At 70.4% G+C, this 19,394-nt stretch carries 12 protein-coding genes, 1 tRNA gene and 1 rRNA gene; 12 read left to right on the forward strand and 2 right to left on the reverse strand.

Annotated features, from left to right (window positions below):
• The 3 genes from rrf to ACFYX4_RS35325 form a co-directional block, all read left to right on the forward strand.
• Positions 1 to 83: ribosomal RNA gene (rrf, locus tag ACFYX4_RS35315) — 5S ribosomal RNA — on the forward strand; the annotation flags it as partial.
• Positions 84 to 197: 114 nt separating this feature from the next.
• Complete coding sequence (locus tag ACFYX4_RS35320; RefSeq protein ID WP_389342653.1) at positions 198 to 860, forward strand: DegT/DnrJ/EryC1/StrS family aminotransferase; 663 nt, start codon at positions 198 to 200, stop codon at positions 858 to 860.
• Between the two features lie 75 nt (positions 861 to 935).
• A tRNA-Thr gene (locus tag ACFYX4_RS35325) sits at positions 936 to 1,011 on the forward strand.
• Positions 1,012 to 1,077: 66 nt separating this feature from the next.
• Here the strand turns inward: ACFYX4_RS35325 and ACFYX4_RS35330 are convergent.
• Positions 1,078 to 3,816 carry a SpoIIE family protein phosphatase gene (locus ACFYX4_RS35330; protein WP_389342425.1) on the reverse strand — a complete coding sequence of 913 codons (2,739 nt, stop codon included), beginning with the start codon at positions 3,814 to 3,816 and terminating at the stop codon, positions 1,078 to 1,080.
• Between the two features lie 327 nt (positions 3,817 to 4,143).
• Between ACFYX4_RS35330 and ACFYX4_RS35335 the strand changes: the two genes are divergently transcribed.
• The 9 genes from ACFYX4_RS35335 to ACFYX4_RS35375 all read left to right on the forward strand — a co-directional run bounded on the left by ACFYX4_RS35335 (position 4,144) and on the right by ACFYX4_RS35375 (position 18,505).
• The gene (locus ACFYX4_RS35335) at positions 4,144 to 9,600 is read left to right on the forward strand and encodes a HAMP domain-containing protein (protein ID WP_389342428.1); all 5,457 of its coding nucleotides are present in this window, start codon (positions 4,144 to 4,146) and stop codon (positions 9,598 to 9,600) included.
• Between the two features lie 244 nt (positions 9,601 to 9,844).
• A complete protein-coding gene (locus tag ACFYX4_RS35340) occupies positions 9,845 to 10,528 on the forward strand; it encodes a two-component system response regulator (RefSeq protein ID WP_389342432.1) in 684 nt (227 codons plus the stop codon).
• A gap of 134 nt (positions 10,529 to 10,662) precedes the next feature.
• Positions 10,663 to 13,455: a DNA translocase FtsK gene (locus ACFYX4_RS35345; protein ID WP_389342435.1), complete on the forward strand. Its 2,793-nt coding sequence runs from the start codon at positions 10,663 to 10,665 to the stop codon at positions 13,453 to 13,455.
• 255 nt (positions 13,456 to 13,710) lie between these two features.
• Positions 13,711 to 14,544: a helix-turn-helix domain-containing protein gene (locus tag ACFYX4_RS35350; RefSeq protein ID WP_389342438.1), complete on the forward strand. Its 834-nt coding sequence runs from the start codon at positions 13,711 to 13,713 to the stop codon at positions 14,542 to 14,544.
• Between the two features lie 86 nt (positions 14,545 to 14,630).
• A complete protein-coding gene (gene rimO, locus ACFYX4_RS35355; RefSeq protein ID WP_389342441.1) occupies positions 14,631 to 16,130 on the forward strand; it encodes a 30S ribosomal protein S12 methylthiotransferase RimO in 1,500 nt (499 codons plus the stop codon).
• Complete coding sequence (gene pgsA / locus ACFYX4_RS35360) at positions 16,127 to 16,924, forward strand: CDP-diacylglycerol--glycerol-3-phosphate 3-phosphatidyltransferase (RefSeq protein ID WP_389342444.1); 798 nt, start codon at positions 16,127 to 16,129, stop codon at positions 16,922 to 16,924. The genes rimO and pgsA overlap by 4 nt, the downstream gene beginning before the upstream one ends.
• Positions 16,921 to 17,466, forward strand: coding sequence for a CinA family protein (locus ACFYX4_RS35365; protein ID WP_389342447.1), 546 nt, complete (start codon positions 16,921 to 16,923; stop codon positions 17,464 to 17,466). The genes pgsA and ACFYX4_RS35365 overlap by 4 nt, the downstream gene beginning before the upstream one ends.
• A gap of 109 nt (positions 17,467 to 17,575) precedes the next feature.
• Complete coding sequence (locus ACFYX4_RS35370) at positions 17,576 to 17,956, forward strand: helix-turn-helix domain-containing protein (protein ID WP_003993396.1); 381 nt, start codon at positions 17,576 to 17,578, stop codon at positions 17,954 to 17,956.
• A 330-nt stretch (positions 17,957 to 18,286) separates the two neighbouring features.
• Positions 18,287 to 18,505 carry a hypothetical protein gene (locus tag ACFYX4_RS35375; RefSeq protein WP_389342450.1) on the forward strand — a complete coding sequence of 73 codons (219 nt, stop codon included), beginning with the start codon at positions 18,287 to 18,289 and terminating at the stop codon, positions 18,503 to 18,505.
• 123 nt (positions 18,506 to 18,628) lie between these two features.
• Here the strand turns inward: ACFYX4_RS35375 and ACFYX4_RS35380 are convergent, their stop codons facing one another.
• On the reverse strand, positions 18,629 to 19,393 hold the full coding sequence (locus ACFYX4_RS35380; RefSeq protein WP_389342453.1) for an SDR family NAD(P)-dependent oxidoreductase: 765 nt from the start codon (positions 19,391 to 19,393) through the stop codon (positions 18,629 to 18,631).
• Between the last annotated feature and the right edge of the window lies 1 nt (position 19,394).

Consider the following 19,394-nt stretch of genomic DNA (forward strand, 5'->3'; position numbering starts at 1 on the left):
ACATTCCGAACCCGGAAGCTAAGCCTTACAGCGCCGATGGTACTGCAGGGGGGACCCTGTGGGAGAGTAGGACGCCGCCGAACAATCATTCAAAGGGTTGGGCCCTGAACTTCGGTTCAGGGCCCAACCCTTTTTTGTTCCCGGTCACTTGAAGTTCACGTTGCGCGCCCAGCATCCAGCACATGGGTACTGCTGCATTGCTCAGGGCCGCAGGCGTCGGGATCGGTGACGAGGTCATCGTGCCGGCCTTCGGGAACGTCGACGTAGCCGAAGCGGTGGCCCAGGTGGGCGCGCTTCCCGTCTTCGCCGACGTCGACCCGACGACGTACTGCCTCGACGCGGCGGCCGTCGAAGCCGTCATAACTCCGCGGACCACAGGCGTCGTTGTCGTGCATCGCTTCGGGCGGCCCGCCGATCTTGTGCGGCTGCACGAACTGGGGCGGCGGCACCAGCTGTTGGTGCTCGAACGGGGAGAGACCGAAGCCCCGCACGACGAGGTCGCGCAGCGCAGGGAGCGAGCCGCGTACCTCAACTCACGCCTGCGGGGGGTGCGGACGCCGGACAGTGGCGACGGGCACACCTACCAGCAGTACGTGGTGCGGGTGCCGGGCAACGGCCGGCCCGATCGGGACGCGTTCGCAAGGGCCCTGCGCGCACGGGGAGTCGACTGCCGCGTGCCTGTGAAGACCCCGCTGCACCGGCTGCCCGAGTTCCGGCGCTGCGTCACCCTGCCGCAGACCGAGCTGGCCGCCGACGAGACGCTCGCGCTGCCCGTGGACGCCTCGCTCACCCGAAGGGACATGCAGCGCGTCGTCGCCGCCTGCAACGCGCTCGGCGGACTGCTTCAACCTGCCTTCTGAACGAGTTTGGGAACACCGGCCAGTTCGGGGTACGATCTGTTCTGTTGCCGCGAGGGAAGCCTCGAAAAGTGACCAGCCCCCTTAGCTCAGTCGGCAGAGCGTCTCCATGGTAAGGAGAAGGTCAACGGTTCGATTCCGTTAGGGGGCTCCACAAAGAAAGCCCCCGCCCATTCGGGCGGGGGCTTTCTTCATGTTCCGGATGTTCCGGGTGCCTTTCTCACGCCACTCGCATCGCCAGGATCGCCATGTCGTCGGACGGGGCGTCCGAGGCGAAGCGCTCCACCGCGCGCATGATGCGGGCCGCGACCGCGCCGGCCGTCAGGCCCGTGCAGGTGGTGAGGACGTCGGCGAGGCCGTCGTCGCCCAGCATGCGGGTGCCCTCACGGCGTTCGGTGACGCCGTCCGTGACACAGAGCAGGACGTCGCCGGGGTCGAGGGTGACCGTCTGCTCGTAGAGCTCCAGGTCCTCGATGACGCCGAGGAGCGGCTGCGGTTCGGCCGCGGGCTCGACGGTGCCGTCCTGGCGGAGGCGCAGCGGGAGGGGGTGGCCGGCGCAGACCACCTTCAGCTCGGCGCTGCCGTCCTCCTGCGGGCGCATCTCGCCGTAGAGCAGCGTGAGGAAGCGGCTGCGGGCGCCCTCGTCGAGGATCGCGGAGTTCAGACGCTCCAGGACCGCGGGACCGCTGAGGCCCTCCCGGGCAAGGAGCCGCAGGGCATGGCGGGCCAAGCCCGTCACCGCGGCGGCGTTCGGGCCCGTTCCGCAGACGTCGCCGATGGCGAAGCCGTACGCGCCGTCGCTGATCGGGAAGACGTCGTAGAAGTCGCCGCCGACCTCGTTGCCCTCGCCGGCCGCGCGGTAGATGACCTCCACCTCGACGCCGTCGACCTGCGGGAGCTCCGGGGGCAGCAGGCTGCGCTGGAGGGACTGGCTGATGGCCGTGCGCTCGGAGTAGAGGCGGGCGTTGTCGAGGGCGAGGGCCGCTCGGCGGCTCAGGTCCTCGGCCAGTTCCAGGATCTCCTGACGGAAGTGCTCGTCGGTGGGCTTGCCGAGGGTGAGCATGCCGATGACGCGGTTGCGGGCGACCAGGGGGAGGACGACGGTCTCGCCGCCGACCGCCGAGGCGGTGGCCAGCGTCGGACCGATGCCCGAGGTGACCTGGTGGGACGGGCCGCCGGTCAGGCCGAGGCTGCGCATGGAACTGCGCAGCGCCGCCTCGTGCGCGGCCTCGCCTGGGGCGGACCAGACGCGGGCGCCCGGGGTGGGGACCGGGTCCGGCGGGGCGATCTTCGAGAGCAACGACTTGATGCCGTCGATGAGTTCCTCGTCCTCGTGCAGGACGTACGACAGGTAGGGGTCGGAGGCCTGGTCGGCGATCGTGTAGACCGCGCACCAGGTCGCCAGGGTCGGGACCGTCATCTGGGCCATCAGGGCGAGGGTCTGGTCGCGGTCGAGGGTGCCGGCCAGGAGGTCGGAGGCCTCGACGAGGAAGCTGAGGGAGCCTCGGCGCAGCCGTTCCAGCTCGCCGAGGCGGGCCGACTCGACCGCCAGCGCGATGCGGTCCGCGGCGAACTGGAGGCGCAGGGCCTCCTCGTTGGAGTATCTGCCGGGGCCTTCGGCGGCGACGCCCAGGGAGCCGGTGAGGCGGCCCTCGACCTTCAGCGGGACGGTGACCACGGAGCGCATGCCCGTGCCGCCGAGCAGGGGCACCGCGCCGGGGACGGCGAGGAGGTCCTCGTGGACGGCCGGCATGCGCGCGGAGCCGTAGCGGCCGGGGCCCGCCTCCACGGGCACGCGCGCGAAGCGCTGGCGGGCGGAGGGCAGGCCGGTGGAGGCGCGGACCTCCAACTCCGTCTCGTCGTCGGTGGCGAGGAGGAGGAAGGCGGAGTCGCCGTCGAGCATGTCGCGGGCGCGTTCGACCGTGCGCTGGAGGAGGCCGTCGAGGTCGTCCGGGGCCGGGGAGCCGATGAACACCTCGAAGGGGTCGGCGTTCTGGCCGTCCCCGGAGGAGGAGGCGTCGGAGGACGGCAGGCGCAACGGGGTCTGGAGGACCGCGCGTTCGTGGTCGCGGACGAGGAGGCAGACGGTGGAGGGGTCGCCGTCGGTGTCGCGCACGCGCAGGTGCGAGGCGTAGACGGGGGTGACGCGGCCGTCGGCGCCGCGGATGCCGTAGCTGCCCTCCCAGCGCGAGAGTTGGAGCGCCTCGGCGATGCCGGTGCTGGTGCCGGGGGTGTGGGGCCAGGCGGCGAGGTCGGTGAGGGGTTTGCCGGTGACTTGGTCGGCGGGGTAGCCGAAGAGTTCCTCCGCGTCCTCGTTCCAGGCGGAGATGGCGCCCACGCGGTCGATCTGGACGACCGCGACGCGGACCCGGCTGTCGGCGAGGGGGAGGAGGTCGGAGGGGAGGGAGGGGCCCGCGGCGCGGGTGCCCACCGGGCGGTCGGGGAGGTCGAGTCGGAACCAGACCTGCTTGTGCGTCGGCGTGTACTCGACGCCCCAGCGGCCGGCGATCGCCGCGCACAGCTGGAGGCCGCGGCCGCCCTCGCGGTCGGGGCTGCCCATGGTGGCGGGGGAGCCCTGGAGCGGGATCTCGCGCTCCGGGTAGCGGTCGGAGACCTCGATGCGGATGCCGTCGTCGGTGCGCAGGCACAGGACGTCGGCGTGGGTGCCGGCGTGGACCACGGCGTTGGTGACCAGTTCGCTGGTGAGGACCACCGCGTCGTCGACGATGTCGGCGAATCCCCAGCCCTGGAGGGTGTCGCGGACGAAGGAGCGGGCGGTCGCTACCGATCGCCCGACGGGCTCGAAGCTGGCGGCCGCGCGCGCGGTGATCACAGAACTCCTCGGCCGGTTGTCGACATGCGGGGCTGCCCGGCCGTCCGGTTCGTGCCGCTGCTGCGGCAGCGTGCTCGTCGGCCGGGGGTCCGGGTTCTGTCCCCCCGGGATCAGTCCGGTGGTCATGTGTGCGGCCGCCCTCCGATGCCCGCTCGTGCTCGTGCCACCGCCCAGGCCGGACGGACCGGTGCGGCTGGACAGCCGCATGCAAGGTTACTTACCTTCCCCGTCCGTACGGATGCCGGTCGCCGGTGTTTCCGTCCCCGGCGTGTGCGGACCGTGTGCGAAGCTGCCGAACTGTTATGGCCTGGTTCGGCGAGGGTGAAACACTGGGCAAGCTTCTTGTGAAGGTCCGGGCAGACTGGGTGTCTTGTGTGTACGGCGGGCAGCAGCCCCTCGGGCCTGCCTGATTTCATCGGGCAGTAAGACGGTCGATCCCTGCGGGAGGGACAAGTGGAGTCTGGCGCAGCGACGCGGGGCACTAAGGCGCGCGCGAAAGGCGGACAGTCCCTGAACAGGCAGCGCACGTCCCGGACGGGGACCACGGAGGTGGACACGGCGGCGCTGCACCGGCTGCTGGCGGCTCTGGTGTCCATGCGGGACGGGAACTTCCGCAAGCGGCTCACGGTGTCCGGTGACGGCGTGATGTCGGAGATCTCGGCGGTCTTCAACGAGGTCGCCGACCGCAATCTCCACCTCACGGGTGAGTTGTCGCGGGTGCGGCGCGTGGTGGGACGTGAGGGAAAGCTCACGGAGCGGCTGGAGACGGGCGCCTGTGAGGGTTCCTGGGCGACCGCCGTCGACAACTCGAACGCGCTGGTCGACGACCTGGTGCGGCCGGTGTCGGAGGTCGGGCGGGTGCTGTCGGCGGTGGCCGAGGGCGATCTGTCGCCGCGTATGGAGCTGCGGGCGCACACCCCCGAGGGGGCCGGGCATCCGCTGCGCGGTGAGTTCCTGAAGGTGGGTCGGACCGTCAACAACCTGGTGGACCAGTTGTCGACGTTCACCGACGAGGTCACGCGTGTGGCCAGTGAGGTGGGGACCGAGGGCAAGCTGGGCGGTCAGGCCCAGGTGCGCGGTATGTCCGGTTCGTGGAAGGACCTCACGGAGTCCGTCAACACGATGGCGGAGCGGCTGACGGCGCAGGTGCGGGACATCGCGCTGGTGACGACGGCGGTGGCCAAGGGCGACCTGTCGCGGAAGGTCACCGTGCATGTCGAAGGCGAGATGCTGGAGCTGAAGAACACCGTCAACACGATGGTGGACCAGTTGTCGGCGTTCTCGTCCGAGGTGACGCGGGTGGCCCGTGAGGTGGGCACCGAGGGCATTCTGGGCGGTCAGGCTCAGGTGACCGGCGTGGACGGGGTGTGGAAAGAGCTGACGGATTCCGTGAACACCATGGCCGGCAATCTCACGGCCCAGGTGCGGGGGATCGCCGAGGTGACGACGGCGGTCGCGAACGGCGACCTGTCGCGGAAGGTGACGGTGCCGGCGCGCGGCGAGGTCGCGCAGCTCGCCGAGACGATCAACCAGATGACCGAGACGCTGCGGATCTTCGCGGACGAGGTCACGCGCGTGGCCAACGAGGTCGGCGCGGCGGGGCAGCTCGGCGGGCAGGCGAACGTGCCGGGTGCGGCGGGGACGTGGAAGGACCTGACGGACTCCGTCAACACGGTGTTCCGGAATCTGACCACGCAGGTGAGGGACATCGCCGCGGTGACGACGGCGGTGGCCAACGGTGATCTGTCGCAGAAGGTCACGGTGGACGTGGCCGGGGAGATGCTGGAGCTGAAGAACACCGTCAACGGGATGGTGGACCAGCTGTCGGCGTTCGGCGCCGAGGTGACGCGCGTGGCGCGGGAGATCGGTGTCGAGGGCGAGCTCGGCGGTCAGGCGCAGGTGTCGGGTGCGGCGGGGACGTGGAAGGACCTGACGGACTCCGTCAACACGGCGTTCCGGAATCTCACCGGACAGGTGAGGAACATCGCGCAGGTGACGACGGCGGTGGCCAACGGCGATCTGTCGCAGAAGGTCACCGTGGACGTGTCCGGTGAGATGGCGCAGCTGAAGAACACCGTGAACACGATGGTGGACCAGTTGTCGTCGTTCGCCGACCAGGTGACGCGGATGGCCCGGGACGTGGGCACGGAGGGTCGGCTCGGCGGTCAGGCCCGGGTGGACGGTGTCTCCGGCACGTGGAAGGAGCTCACCGACTCCGTCAACTTCATGGCCGGCAACCTCACCTCCCAGGTGCGGCAGATCGCGCAGGTGACGACGGCGGTGGCCCGCGGTGACCTGTCGCAGAAGATCGACGTGGACGCGCGCGGGGAGATCCTGGAGCTGAAGAACACCATCAACACGATGGTGGACCAGCTGTCGGCCTTCGCCGACCAGGTGACCCGGGTCGCGCGCGAGGTGGGCACGGAGGGCCGGCTGGGAGGTCAGGCGCAGGTGCCCGGCGTGGCCGGTGTGTGGCGCGATCTGACGGATTCCGTGAACGGCATGGCGTCCAACCTGACCGGCCAGGTGCGCAACATCGCCCAGGTGGCCACGGCGGTGGCGCGGGGCGACCTGTCCCAGAAGATCACCGTGGACGCGCGCGGGGAGATCCTGGAGCTGAAGAACACCCTGAACACGATGGTGGACCAGCTGTCGTCGTTCGCGGAGGAGGTCACAAGGGTGGCCCGTGAGGTGGGCACGGAGGGCATTCTCGGCGGTCAGGCCGAGGTGCAGGGCGTCTCCGGCACCTGGAAGGACCTCACGCAGTCGGTGAACTTCATGGCGAACAACCTGACGATCCAGGTGCGCAACATCGCCGAGGTCACGACCGCGGTCGCCAAGGGCGACCTGTCGAAGAAGATCACGGTCGACGCCAAGGGCGAGATCCTGGAGCTGGTGACGACCGTCAACACGATGGTGGACCAGCTGTCGTCGTTCGCCGAGCAGGTGACGCGGGTGGCCCGTGAGGTGGGCACCGAGGGCATCCTGGGCGGTCAGGCGCATGTGCCGGGCGTGGTGGGCATCTGGAAGGACCTCAGCGACAACGTCAACCTGATGGCCAAGAACCTGACCATGCAGGTGCGCAACATCTCCCAGGTCGCGGCGGCCGTCGCCAACGGCGATCTGACGCGGACGGTGACGATCGAGGCGCGTGGCGAGGTGCAGCAGCTCGCGGACACCTTCAACACGATGGTGAAGACGCTGAGCTCGTTCGCCGAGCAGGTCACCAAGGTGGCCCGTGAGGTGGGCACGGACGGCATCCTGGGCGGTCAGGCGCATGTGCCGGGTGTGGCGGGCACGTGGAAGGACCTCACCGACTCGGTGAACGGGATGGCGTCCAACCTGACGGGTCAGGTGCGCAACATCGCCATGGTGACGACGGCCATCGCCAAGGGCGACCTGACGAAGAAGATCGACATCGACGCGCGCGGGGAGATCCTCGAGCTGAAGACGACCATCAACACGATGGTCGACCAGCTGTCGTCGTTCGCCGAGGAGGTCACGCGGGTGGCCCGCGAGGTGGGCACCGAGGGGCAGCTCGGCGGTCAGGCACGCGTGCGTGACGTCGACGGCACCTGGCGCGACCTCACCGAGTCGGTGAACGAGATGGCCGGGAACCTGACCCGGCAGGTGCGTGCCATCGCGCGCGTGGCGACCGCGGTGACCCGCGGCGACCTGAACCTGAAGATCGACGTGGACGCGTCCGGCGAGATCCAGGAGCTCCAGGACTACATCAACAAGATGATCGCCAACCTGCGTGACACCACGATCGCCAACAAGGAGCAGGACTGGCTCAAGGGCAACCTCGCGCGCGTGTCCGCCCTGATGCAGGGGCGGCGCGACCTGGAGGACGTGGCTTCGCTGATCATGAGTGAGCTGCCGCCCCTGGTGGCCGCGCAGCACGGCGCGTTCTTCCTGGCGATGCCGTCGGCCGACGGCAGCGGTGACCACTACGAGTTGCGGATGCTGGGCTCGTACGGCTACTCGATGGGTTCGATGCCGACGTCTTTCCGCCCGGGTGAGGCGCTTGTGGGGACGGCCGCGGAGGAGAAGCGGACGATTCTCGTCTCCGACGCCCCGACCGGCTATCTGAAGATCTCCTCCGGGCTCGGTGAGGCGCCGCCCGCGCAGGTGATCGTGCTGCCGGTGCTGTTCGAGGGCCAGGTGCTGGGTGTGATCGAGCTGGCGTCGTTCACGCCGTTCACGCAGATCCAGAAGGACTTCCTCAATCAGCTCGCCGAGATGATCGCGACGAGCGTCAACACGATCTCCGTCAACACCAAGACGGAGCAGCTGCTGAAGCAGTCGCAGGAGCTCACCGAGCAACTGCGGGAGCGGTCGGCGGAGTTGGAGCAGCGGCAGAAGGCCCTCCAGGCGTCCAACGCCGAACTGGAGGAGAAAGCCGAGCTGTTGGCGCGGCAGAACCGGGACATCGAGGTGAAGAACACCGAGATCGAGGAGGCGCGCCAGGTCCTGGAGGAGCGGGCCGAGCAGCTCGCGGTGTCGATGCGCTACAAGAGCGAGTTCCTCGCCAACATGTCGCACGAGCTGCGCACGCCGCTCAACTCGCTGCTGATCCTGGCGAAGTTGCTCGCGGACAACGCGGACACGAACCTGACGCCCAAGCAGGTCGAGTTCGCCGAGACGATCCACGGCGCGGGTTCCGATCTGCTCCAGCTGATCAACGACATCCTCGACCTGTCGAAGGTGGAGGCGGGCAAGATGGACGTCTCGCCGACGCGGATCGCGCTGGTCCAGCTCGTCGACTACGTGGAGGCGACCTTCCGGCCGCTGACGGCGGAGAAGGGCCTGGACCTGTCGGTGCGGGTGTCGCCGGAGCTGCCGGCGACGCTGCACACGGACGAGCAGCGGTTGTTGCAGGTGCTGCGCAACCTGCTGTCCAACGCGGTGAAGTTCACCGATTCGGGGTCGGTCGAGCTGGTGATCCGGCCGGCCGGCGGGGATGTGCCGGTGGCGATCCGGGAGCAGTTGCTGGAGGCCGGGTCGCTGACCGACGCGGACGCGCCGCTGATCGCGTTCTCGGTGACCGACACCGGCATCGGGATCGCGGCCGGAAAGATGCGGGTGATCTTCGAGGCGTTCAAGCAGGCGGACGGCACGACGAGCCGCAAGTACGGCGGTACGGGTCTCGGGCTGTCCATCTCGCGGGAGATCGCGCAGTTGCTCGGCGGTGAGATCTACGCCCAGAGCGAGCCGGGCCGCGGTTCGACGTTCACGCTGTACCTGCCGCTGCATCCGAGCGAGCTGCCTCCGCAGGGCTACCAGCAGATCGTGCCCTCGCTGGAGGCGGGCGACCTGGTGGCGTCGGAGAACGGGACGGCGGAGGTGTCCGACGTGGAGGTCGAGACGCCGGCCGAGGTGAAGTCGTACCAGGAGACGCAGAACGGCGCCGCCGCGCTGTTCCGGCGCCGGCGGCGGACGGTGGCCGGCGACGAGCCTCAGGTCGGGCGGCCCGAGCAGTGGGCGCCGCTGGGGCAGGAGGCGGCGCGGCACGGGCACCGGGGCGTCCGGTTCGGCGGCGAGAAGGTGCTGATCGTCGATGACGACATCCGCAACGTGTTCGCGTTGACGAGCGTGCTGGAGCAGCACGGTCTGTCGGTGCTGTACGCGGAGAACGGCCGTGAGGGCATCGAGGTGCTGGAGCAGCACGACGACGTGGCGGTCGTCCTGATGGACATCATGATGCCCGAGATGGACGGGTATGCGACGACCAACGCGATCCGGCGGATGCCGCAGTTCTCCGGGCTGCCGATCATCGCGCTGACCGCGAAGGCGATGAAGGGCGACCGGGAGAAGGCGATCGAGTCGGGCGCCTCCGACTACGTCACCAAGCCGGTCGATCCCGATCATCTGCTGTCGGTGATGGAACAGTGGATGCGGGAGGAGTGACGGGAACCATCCGAGGACACGAGAAGTTGCTGACTCAGGGTGTCCGAAGTCGTGTAGCGGGGCGGGATTCGGGGAACCTTCTGGTCTCATGCCGCGTTCCTGCTACGTGCACAGTGACATCACGGTGACAGGGTGTGGCGACGGTCGGGGTACGGCTACCATGACCGGCACAAGGAAGGGCGGCGCAAAGGAGTCGTCCCCAGGGGCGGCGCCCGGTGCACTGCCGGGGCGAGGAGGGCGGGCCATGGTGCAGAAGGCCAAGATCCTCCTGGTCGATGACCGGCCGGAGAATCTGCTGGCGCTGGAGGCGATCCTCTCGGCGCTCGATCAGACGCTGGTGCGGGCATCGTCCGGGGAAGAGGCGCTCAAAGCACTGCTGACGGACGACTTCGCGGTCATTCTGCTGGATGTCCAGATGCCGGGAATGGACGGTTTCGAAACGGCCGCGCACATCAAGCGGCGAGAACGGACGCGGGACATCCCGATCATCTTCCTGACGGCGATCAACCACGGTCCCCACCACACCTTCCGCGGGTACGCGGCGGGCGCGGTGGACTACATCTCCAAGCCGTTCGACCCGTGGGTGCTGCGCGCGAAGGTGTCGGTGTTCGTCGAGCTGTACATGAAGAACTGCCAGCTGCGTGAGCAGGCGGCGCTGCTGCGGCTCCAGTTGGAGGGCGGCGGGAAGTCGGCGGTCGGCGGCGCCAAGGAGTCGGCCGGGCTGCTCGCCGAGCTCTCCGCGCGGCTCGCGGCGGTCGAGGAGCAGGCGGAGGCGCTGTCCAAGCAGCTCGACGACGAGTCGGCGGACGCGGCGGCGGTGGCCACGGCGGCGCATCTGGAGCGCAAACTCACCGGCCTGCGGCGGGCGCTGGACGCGCTGGAGCCGGGCACGGGCAGCGGTACGGCGTCGGTGCCGTCGCCGAGCTGAGCGGAACTGACGCGTGCCGCGCCGGGAGTTGCGCGTGAGCGGGCGTCAGTTTCACGCCTCTCCCCGGACGACACGAACGGGTGAAGCAGTGGCCACACGTGTCCGCTTGCGTCTCCACCGGTAATCTCACACCCATGGCCTCACGTCCCTCCGCAGCCAAGAAGCAGCCCGCCAGGAAGGCGGCTGCTCCCGCGAAGGCTCCGGCGAAGAAGGCCGCCGCGAAAAAGCCGCCGGCGAAGCGGGCGCCCGCGAAGAAGGCGGCCGTCAAGAAGGCCGTGGCCAAGAAGCCCGCACCCAAGCCGGCGCCCAACCCCACCGGGGGCGTGTACCGGCTCGTGCGCGCCCTCTGGCTGGGCCTGGCGCACGCTGTGGGCGCGGTGTTCCGCGGCATAGGGACCGGCGCGAAGAACCTCGACCCCGCCCACCGCAAGGACGGCGTCGCGCTGCTGCTGCTCGGCGTCGCGCTGATCGTCGCGGCGGGCACCTGGGCCGATCTGCGCGGCCCCGTCGGCGACCTCGTCGAGATCCTGGTGACCGGCTCCTTCGGCCGGCTCGACCTGCTCGTGCCCATCCTCTTCGCGGTCATCGCGGTGCGGTTCATCCGCCACCCCGAGCAGCCCGAGGCCAACGGCCGCATCGTGATCGGGCTGTCCGCGCTGGTCATCGGCGTGCTCGGCCAGGTCCACATCGCGTGCGGCGCGCCCGCCCGCAGCGACGGCATGCAGGCCATAAGGGACGCCGGCGGGCTCATCGGCTGGGGCGCGGCCACCCCGCTGACGTACGCCATGGGCGAGGTCCTCGCCGTGCCGCTGCTCGTGCTGCTCACGGTCTTCGGGCTGCTGGTGGTCACCGCCACGCCCGTCAACGCCATTCCGCAGCGGCTGCGGCAGCTCGGCGTGCGCCTGGGCGTACTGCACGACCCCGCCGACGACTACGACGAGTTCACGGACGACGTGGAGCGCTACGACGACGAGCGCTACGACGAACAGTGGCGCGAGGCGCTGCCCGCGCGCCCCCGCAGGCGGTCGGGCGCCCCGCAGGCGTACGACCCCGACGGGACCGAGCAGGATGCGCTCTCCCAGCGCCGCGGCAGGCCCCGGCGCTCCGCGGTGCCGCAGCCCGCGATGGACCGGGAGATGGACGCCGTGGACATCGCCGCCGCGGCGGCGGCCGACCTCGACGGGGCCGTCCTGCACGGCATGCCGCCCTCGCGGACCGTCGCCGACCTCACCCAGGGCGTGCGCACGGGCGAGCGGGAACCGGCCACGCCGACGCCCGTCCCCGCGCCGGACGCGCGCCCGGAGCAGGGGAGCACGCGCCCCGCGCCGGAGAGCGCGCGTCCCGAGCAGGAGAAGAAGTCCGCGTCGGGCCCGGTCCCCGACCTGACCAAGGCCGCCCCCGACCAGCCGCGCGACCTGCCGCCGCGCGCCGAGCAGCTCCAGCTGTCCGGCGACATCACCTACTCGCTGCCGGCGCTGGACCTCCTCACGCGCGGGGGGCCCGGCAAGGCGCGCAGCGCGGCCAACGACGCCGTCGTCGCCTCGCTCACGACCGTCTTCACCGAGTTCAAGGTCGACGCCGCCGTCACCGGCTTCACCCGCGGCCCGACGGTCACGCGCTACGAGGTCGAGCTCGGCCCCGCCGTCAAGGTCGAGCGGATCACCGCGCTGACGAAGAACATCGCGTACGCCGTCGCCAGCCCCGATGTGCGGATCATCTCGCCGATCCCCGGCAAGTCGGCGGTCGGCATCGAGATCCCCAACACCGACCGGGAGATGGTCAACCTCGGTGACGTGCTGCGGCTCGCGGAGTCCGCGGAGGACGACGACCCGATGCTGGTCGCCTTCGGCAAGGACGTCGAGGGCGGCTACGTCATGCACTCGCTGGCGAAGATGCCGCACATGCTGGTCGCCGGCGCCACCGGCTCCGGCAAGTCGTCCTGCATCAACTGCCTGATCACGTCGATCATGATGCGGGCGACGCCGGAGGACGTCCGGATGATCCTCGTCGACCCCAAGCGCGTCGAACTGACCGCCTACGAGGGCATCCCGCACCTGATCACGCCGATCATCACCAACCCCAAGCGGGCCGCCGAGGCCCTCCAGTGGGTCGTACGCGAGATGGACCTCAGGTATGACGACCTGGCGGCATACGGCTACCGGCACATCGACGACTTCAACCGCGCCGTGCGGGAGGGCAAGGTCAAGCCGCCCGAGGGCAGCGAACGCGAGCTCCAGCCGTACCCGTACCTGCTGGTGATCGTCGACGAGCTCGCGGACCTGATGATGGTCGCTCCGCGCGACGTCGAGGACTCGATCGTGCGGATCACGCAGCTCGCGCGCGCGGCCGGCATCCACCTGGTGCTCGCCACCCAGCGGCCCTCCGTCGACGTCGTCACCGGCCTGATCAAGGCGAACGTGCCCTCCCGGCTCGCCTTCGCCACGTCGTCGCTCGCCGACTCGCGGGTCATCCTCGACCAGCCCGGCGCCGAAAAGCTCATCGGCAAGGGCGACGGGCTGATCCTGCCGATGGGGGCCAACAAGCCGACCCGTATGCAGGGCGCGTTCGTCACCGAGGCCGAGGTCGCGGCCGTCGTGCAGCACTGCAAGGACCAGATGGCGCCCGTCTTCCGGGAGGACGTCACCGTCGGCTCCAAGCAGAAGAAGGAGATCGACGAGGACATCGGCGACGACCTCGACCTGCTGTGCCAGGCGGCCGAACTCGTCGTCTCCACGCAGTTCGGGTCGACGTCCATGCTCCAGCGCAAGCTGCGCGTCGGCTTCGCCAAGGCCGGCCGGCTGATGGACCTCATGGAGTCGCGCAACATCGTCGGGCCGAGCGAAGGATCGAAAGCACGTGACGTTCTTGTGAAACCCGACGAGTTGGACGGCGTGCTCGCGGTGATCCGTGGGGAGTCTGGAGGGTAGGCGTTTCCCGCGGGGAGGGAGGCCGTCCGTGACTCACCCGTTAGAGAGCGACGCGCAACCGTTTCCCGTCGGGACACGTCAAGTTCAGCGAGACAGACGAGGGTTCCGACCTCGGGATTCGCGTCTGACCCGTCATCGGCGTGTCCGGCCATACCGATGGCGTACAAAGTGCTACCGCCCGGTTGCCCCTCCCTTTGGCACCCCCCCTAGACTGAACCTCCAGCACAGGTGGCTACACGCTCGAAAGGCGCCCCCGTGTCCATCGGCAACTCCCCTGAAGACGAGCGTCCCTTCGCAGACGTTCCCGAGGAAGCCCGCCCGTCCATCGGCCGAACCCTGAAGCAGGCGCGCATCGCCGCCGGCATGACCGTCGACGACGTCAGCACCGCGACCCGGGTCCGCATCGCCATCGTGCACTCCATCGAGGCGGACGACTTCACCCCCTGCGGCGGTGACGTCTACGCGCGCGGGCACATCCGCAACCTCGCGCGGGCCGTCCGTCTCGATCCCGCCCCGCTGATGGAGCAGTTCGACGCCCTGCACGGCGGCCGGCCGGCGCCCACCCCGGCCGCCCCCCTGTTCGAGGCGGAACGCATCCGCCCCGAGCGGCGCGGCCCGAACTGGACCGCCGCCATGGTCGCCGCGATCGTCGCGGTGATCGGCTTCGTCGGCTTCACCGCGTTCAAGGGCGGCGACGAGGGGACCAAGGACGTCGCCGAGGGCGCCACCCCGTCGAGCAGCGCGCCCGCCGCCCCCGTCCCGAAGTCGGAGAAGCCCGTCGACGTGACGCCGGCGCCCTCCGACAGCGCCATCGCCGCCGCACCCCAGGACAAGGTGACCGTCCAGGTCAGTGCCGCCGACGGCAAGAGCTGGATCTACGCCAAGGACCACAACGGCCGGCTGCTGTTCGACGGGCTGCTCAAGAAGGGCGACAGCAAGACCTTCCAGGACAGCGAGAAGATCAGCCTCGTCCTCGGCGACGCCGGGGCGATCCAGCTGTACGTCAACGGCAAGAAGATCGACGACGACTTCCAGCCGGGAGCGGTCGAGCGGCTGACGTACACCAAGGGCGATCCGCAGGCCGGCTGAGCTCCTCCGCACGCGCGTACGGGATCGGCGGAGATCGCCAACCCCGTCGGCCGGGGGTGTCAGTGGGACGAAGTAGTCTTGAGCCCATGCCTGAACGCCGTACCGTCGCACTCGTCACCCTTGGCTGCGCCCGTAACGAGGTGGACTCGGAGGAGCTCGCAGGCCGTTTGGAGGCGGACGGCTGGCAGCTCGTGGAGGACGCCGAGAACGCGGACGTCGCCGTCGTCAACACCTGTGGCTTCGTCGAGGCCGCCAAGAAGGACTCCGTCGACGCCCTCCTGGAGGCCAACGACCTCAAGGGGCACGGCAGAACCCAGGCCGTCGTGGCGGTGGGCTGCATGGCCGAGCGGTACGGCAAGGACCTCGCCGAGGCCCTCCCGGAGGCCGACGGCGTGCTCGGCTTCGACGACTACGCCGACATCTCCGACCGCCTCCAGACCATCCTGAGCGGCGGCGTCCACGCCGCCCACACCCCGCGCGACCGGCGCAAGCTGCTGCCGATCAGCCCCGCCGAGCGGCAGTCCGCCTCCGGCGTCGCCCTGCCCGGACACGGCGCCCCGGCGGAGCTGGCCGACCTGGCCGAGGCCCCGGCCGACCTGCCGGAGGGCGTGGCACCGGTCTCCGGCCCGCGCGCGCCCCTGCGCCGCCGGCTCGACGGCGCCCCGGTCGCCTCGGTCAAGCTCGCCTCCGGCTGCGACCGGCGCTGCACGTTCTGCGCCATCCCGTCCTTCCGCGGCTCCTTCATCTCGCGCCGGCCGAGCGACGTGCTGAACGAGACGCGGTGGCTCGCCGAGCAGGGCGTCAAGGAGATCATGCTGGTCTCCGAGAACAACACCTCCTACGGCAAGGACCTCGGCGACATCCGCCTGCTGGAGTCGCTGCTGCCCGAGCTGGCCGAGGTCGACGGCATCGAGCGGGTGCGGGTCAGCTACCTCCAGCCGGCCGAGATGCGGCCCGGCCTGATCGACGTGCTGACCTCCACCCCGAAGGTCGCCCCCTACTTCGACCTGTCCTTCCAGCACTCCGCGCCCGGCGTGCTGCGCGCGATGCGCCGCTTCGGCGACACCGACCGCTTCCTGGAACTGCTCGACACCATCCGCGGCAAGGCGCCCCAGGCCGGCGTGCGCTCCAACTTCATCGTCGGCTTCCCCGGCGAGTCCGAGGCCGACCTCGCGGAGCTGGAGCGGTTCCTGAACCACGCCCGGCTCGACGCCATCGGCGTCTTCGGCTACTCCGACGAGGAGGGCACCGAGGCCGCCGGCTACGACGACAAGCTCGACGAGGACGTCGTCGCCGAACGGCTCGCCCGGGTCTCCCGGCTCGCCGAGGAACTCGTCTCGCAGCGCGCCGAGGAGCGGGTGGGCGAGACCGTGAGCGTGCTCGTGGAGTCGCTGGACGACGAGGGCGTCCACGGCCGGGGCGAGCACCAGGCGCCGGAGACCGACGGCCAGGTGCTGCTCACGTCGGGCGAGGGACTGGCCGTCGGCCGTATGGTCGAGGCGAAGGTGGTCGGCACGGAAGGCGTCGACCTGGTGGCCGAGCCCCTCCAGGGCTCGATCGGGTGTAGTGAGGAGGCAGCCAGATGACGGGTGTCCCGGCGTCGGCCGCAGGAGGCTCCTCGCAGGCGAAGGGGCCGGCCACGAGGCCCGCCTCCGCCACGGTCCCGGGCGTCGCAGCCGACGCGTCCGGCGCGGTGCCCGAGATGGGCGCCGACATGACCGGCGCCACCCCCGACGAACAGGGCACCCTGAGGCCCGCCCGGGGCGGGAAGATCGCGGCCGCGGCGGTCAACCAGGCGAGCGTCTGGAACATCGCCAACATGCTGACGATGCTCCGGCTGCTGCTGGTGCCCGGCTTCGTGGCCCTCATGCTCGCCGACGGCGGCTACGACCCGGCGTGGCGTTCGCTCGCCTGGGCGGCCTTCGCCATCGCCATGATCACCGACCTGTTCGACGGGCACCTGGCGCGGACCTACAACCTCGTCACCGACTTCGGGAAGATCGCCGACCCCATCGCCGACAAGGCCATCATGGGGGCGGCCCTGATCTGCCTCTCCTCCCTCGGCGACCTGCCCTGGTGGGTGACGGGCGTCATCCTCGGCCGGGAACTCGGCATCACCCTGATGCGTTTCCTCGTCATCCGGTACGGCGTCATCCCGGCGAGCCGGGGCGGCAAGCTCAAGACGCTCACCCAGGGCGTCGCCGTCGGCATGTACGTGCTGGCGCTGACGGGGTGGCTGGCCACCCTGCGGTGGTGGGTGATGGCCGCGGCGGTCGTGCTGACCGTGGTGACCGGACTCGACTATGTGAGACAGGCCATTGTGCTGCGCAGGCAGGGGATCGCCGAGCGCAAGGCCGCTCTGGAGGAGACGCAGGCGTGAGTTCGACGGCCACCGACGTGGTGCGACTACTCACCGTGAGGGGTGAGACGCTGGCCGTGGCCGAGTCGCTCACGGGTGGTCTGGTCGCGGCGGAGATCACGGCGGTCCCCGGCGCCTCCAAGGCCTTCCGGGGCTCGGTCACCGCCTACGCGACCTCCCTCAAGCAGGAACTGCTCGGCGTCGACGCCGACCTGCTGGCCGCCCGCGGAGCGGTGGACCCGCAGGTCGCGGCCCAGATGGCGGCCGGTGTGCGCAAGGCGCTGGGCGCCGACTGGGGCATCGCCACGACCGGCGTGGCCGGCCCCGACCCCCAGGACGGACAACCCGTCGGGACGGTCTTCGTGGCGGTGGACGGGCCGTTCGGGGCGGGCCCCCGTTCTGCCTCTGGCGGAAAAACGGAGGCTCTGCGGTTGAACGGCGACCGCGCGGAAATTCGTAGAGAGAGTGTACGGAGCGTACTCGCAGTGCTTCTGAGGGCGCTTGCGGACGAACAGACCGGGAATGAGCGGGCACAGGATACGGAACAGAACGGGGGGTTTTGATGTTTGCAGCCCTGAGTGAACACGACATCGCTCCCCGCACGGCCGCAGCGCAAGGCGGTACGGTGGGGCGTGAAGGATGCGGCTACGCGGTCCGAGGAGGGAGCCACCGATGATTCTGCTCCGTCGCCTGCTGGGTGACGTGCTGCGTCGGCAGCGCCAGCGCCAGGGCCGTACTCTGCGCGAAGTCTCCTCGTCCGCCCGAGTCTCACTCGGCTATCTCTCCGAGGTGGAGCGGGGGCAGAAGGAGGCTTCCTCTGAGCTGCTCTCCGCCATCTGCGACGCGCTGGACGTACGGATGTCCGAGCTCATGCGGGAAGTGAGCGACGAGCTCGCCCTCGCCGAGCTGGCCCAGTCTGCTGCCGCCACCCCCAGCGAGCCTGTGCCCACGCCGGTTCGTCCCATGCTGGGTTCCGTGTCGGTGACCGGTGTGCCACCGGAGCGGGTGACCATCAAGGCGCCCGCCGAGGCGGTGGACGTGGTCGCCGCCTGACCTGCCGCACGGCGCAGGCGCACACGACACGAAATGTGGAGGCCCCGGCCGGGGTTCTCCGGGATCGCCCGGAGAGCGCGGTCGGGGTTTTTGCGTGCGCGGATTTTGCGGGTGCGGAGGGCGGGGTCTGCCGGGTGCGTATGTCGGGGCCTGTTTGCCGAGGTCCGTTTATCGAGATCCGTTTGCCGGGGTGCGTTTGCCGAGGTCCGTTTGCCGGGGTGCGTTTGCCCGGGCCCGGCGCGGCGGTCATGGTGGAGAGGCTGAACGGGGCTGATCACCGGAGGTGCCGATGCGGAACGTCGTGGAGGGCTCGTTCCTGGCGGAGTGTGCGTGATAGCGCGGCGGGGGGCCGCTCTGGGGCTCGGCGCGGTGTGGTGGTGGGCGGTGGTGCGGCTCGCGGTGAGCCCCGGCGCGGGAGCGGTGGAGGGGGCGGTCGTCGCCGGCGGATGGGGACTGAGCCTGCTGCCGGTGCACTGTGTGGCGAAGGGGCGGGCGGCGGGGGCCGTGGCGGTGGGGCGGTGGAGGGCTGCTTGGCGTGGGGAGTGGTGAGAGGGGGAGGTTGCGAGGTGGCGGTGGGGGGCGGTCCGGGCTGGCGGCGGGGGAGGCGGGCCCGGGAGAGGCCGTTGCCGCGGAGGCGGGGGCGGTCGAGGCGGACGCGCGGGGGTCTGGCGGTTACCAGGGCATGGCGACGCCGCCGTTCGGGCGGAGGATCTGGCCCGTCGTGAACGATGACGCGTCCGAGGCCAGGTGCAGGACGGTGTGGGCGATCTCCTCCGGTTCACCGACCCGGCCCAGCGGTGACATCCGGGACATGAGCGCCTCGGTGCGCTCCTGTGCGCCGGTATCGCGGCGGTCGGTCATCGGCGTGCGGATCCAGCCCGGGGCGACGGCGTTGACGCGGATGCCGTGCGGGCCGACCTCGGTCGCCAGGGTCTTCGTCAGCTGGACCACGGCCGCCTTGGCGACGCCGTAGCACAGCAGACCGGGGCCGCCGGTGTCCACGGCGCCCGAGGCCATGGTGACGATGCTGCCCCGGGCCCCGTTCGAGATCATCAGCCGCGCGGCCTCCTGGCAGGCGTACAGCACGCCCTTGAAGTTGACGTCGAGAACCCGGTCGAGGTCCTCGTCGCGGGTCTCCAGGACGGGGCTGCTGTGCATGATCCCGGCGACGGCGGCCATGACGTCCAGGCGCTCACAGGAGGCGACGGCCTGCCGGACCTGGGCGCGGTCGGTGACGTCGAGGTGATGGGTGTGGGCGATGCCGCCCCGGTCCTTGATGAGGGTCGCCGTCTCGTGCAGGCCCGGCGCGTCGCGGTCCGCGCCGTGGACGAGGGCGCCGGCCTCGGCGAGCAGCACGGCGCAGGCACGGCCGATTCCGCTCGCGGCGCCGGTGACGAATGCGGTGCGTCCGGTGAGGTCGTACGCCTTCACGGCCATG

The organism is Streptomyces sp. NPDC002328, assembly GCF_042890065.1.
Taxonomy (GTDB): domain Bacteria; phylum Actinomycetota; class Actinomycetes; order Streptomycetales; family Streptomycetaceae; genus Streptomyces.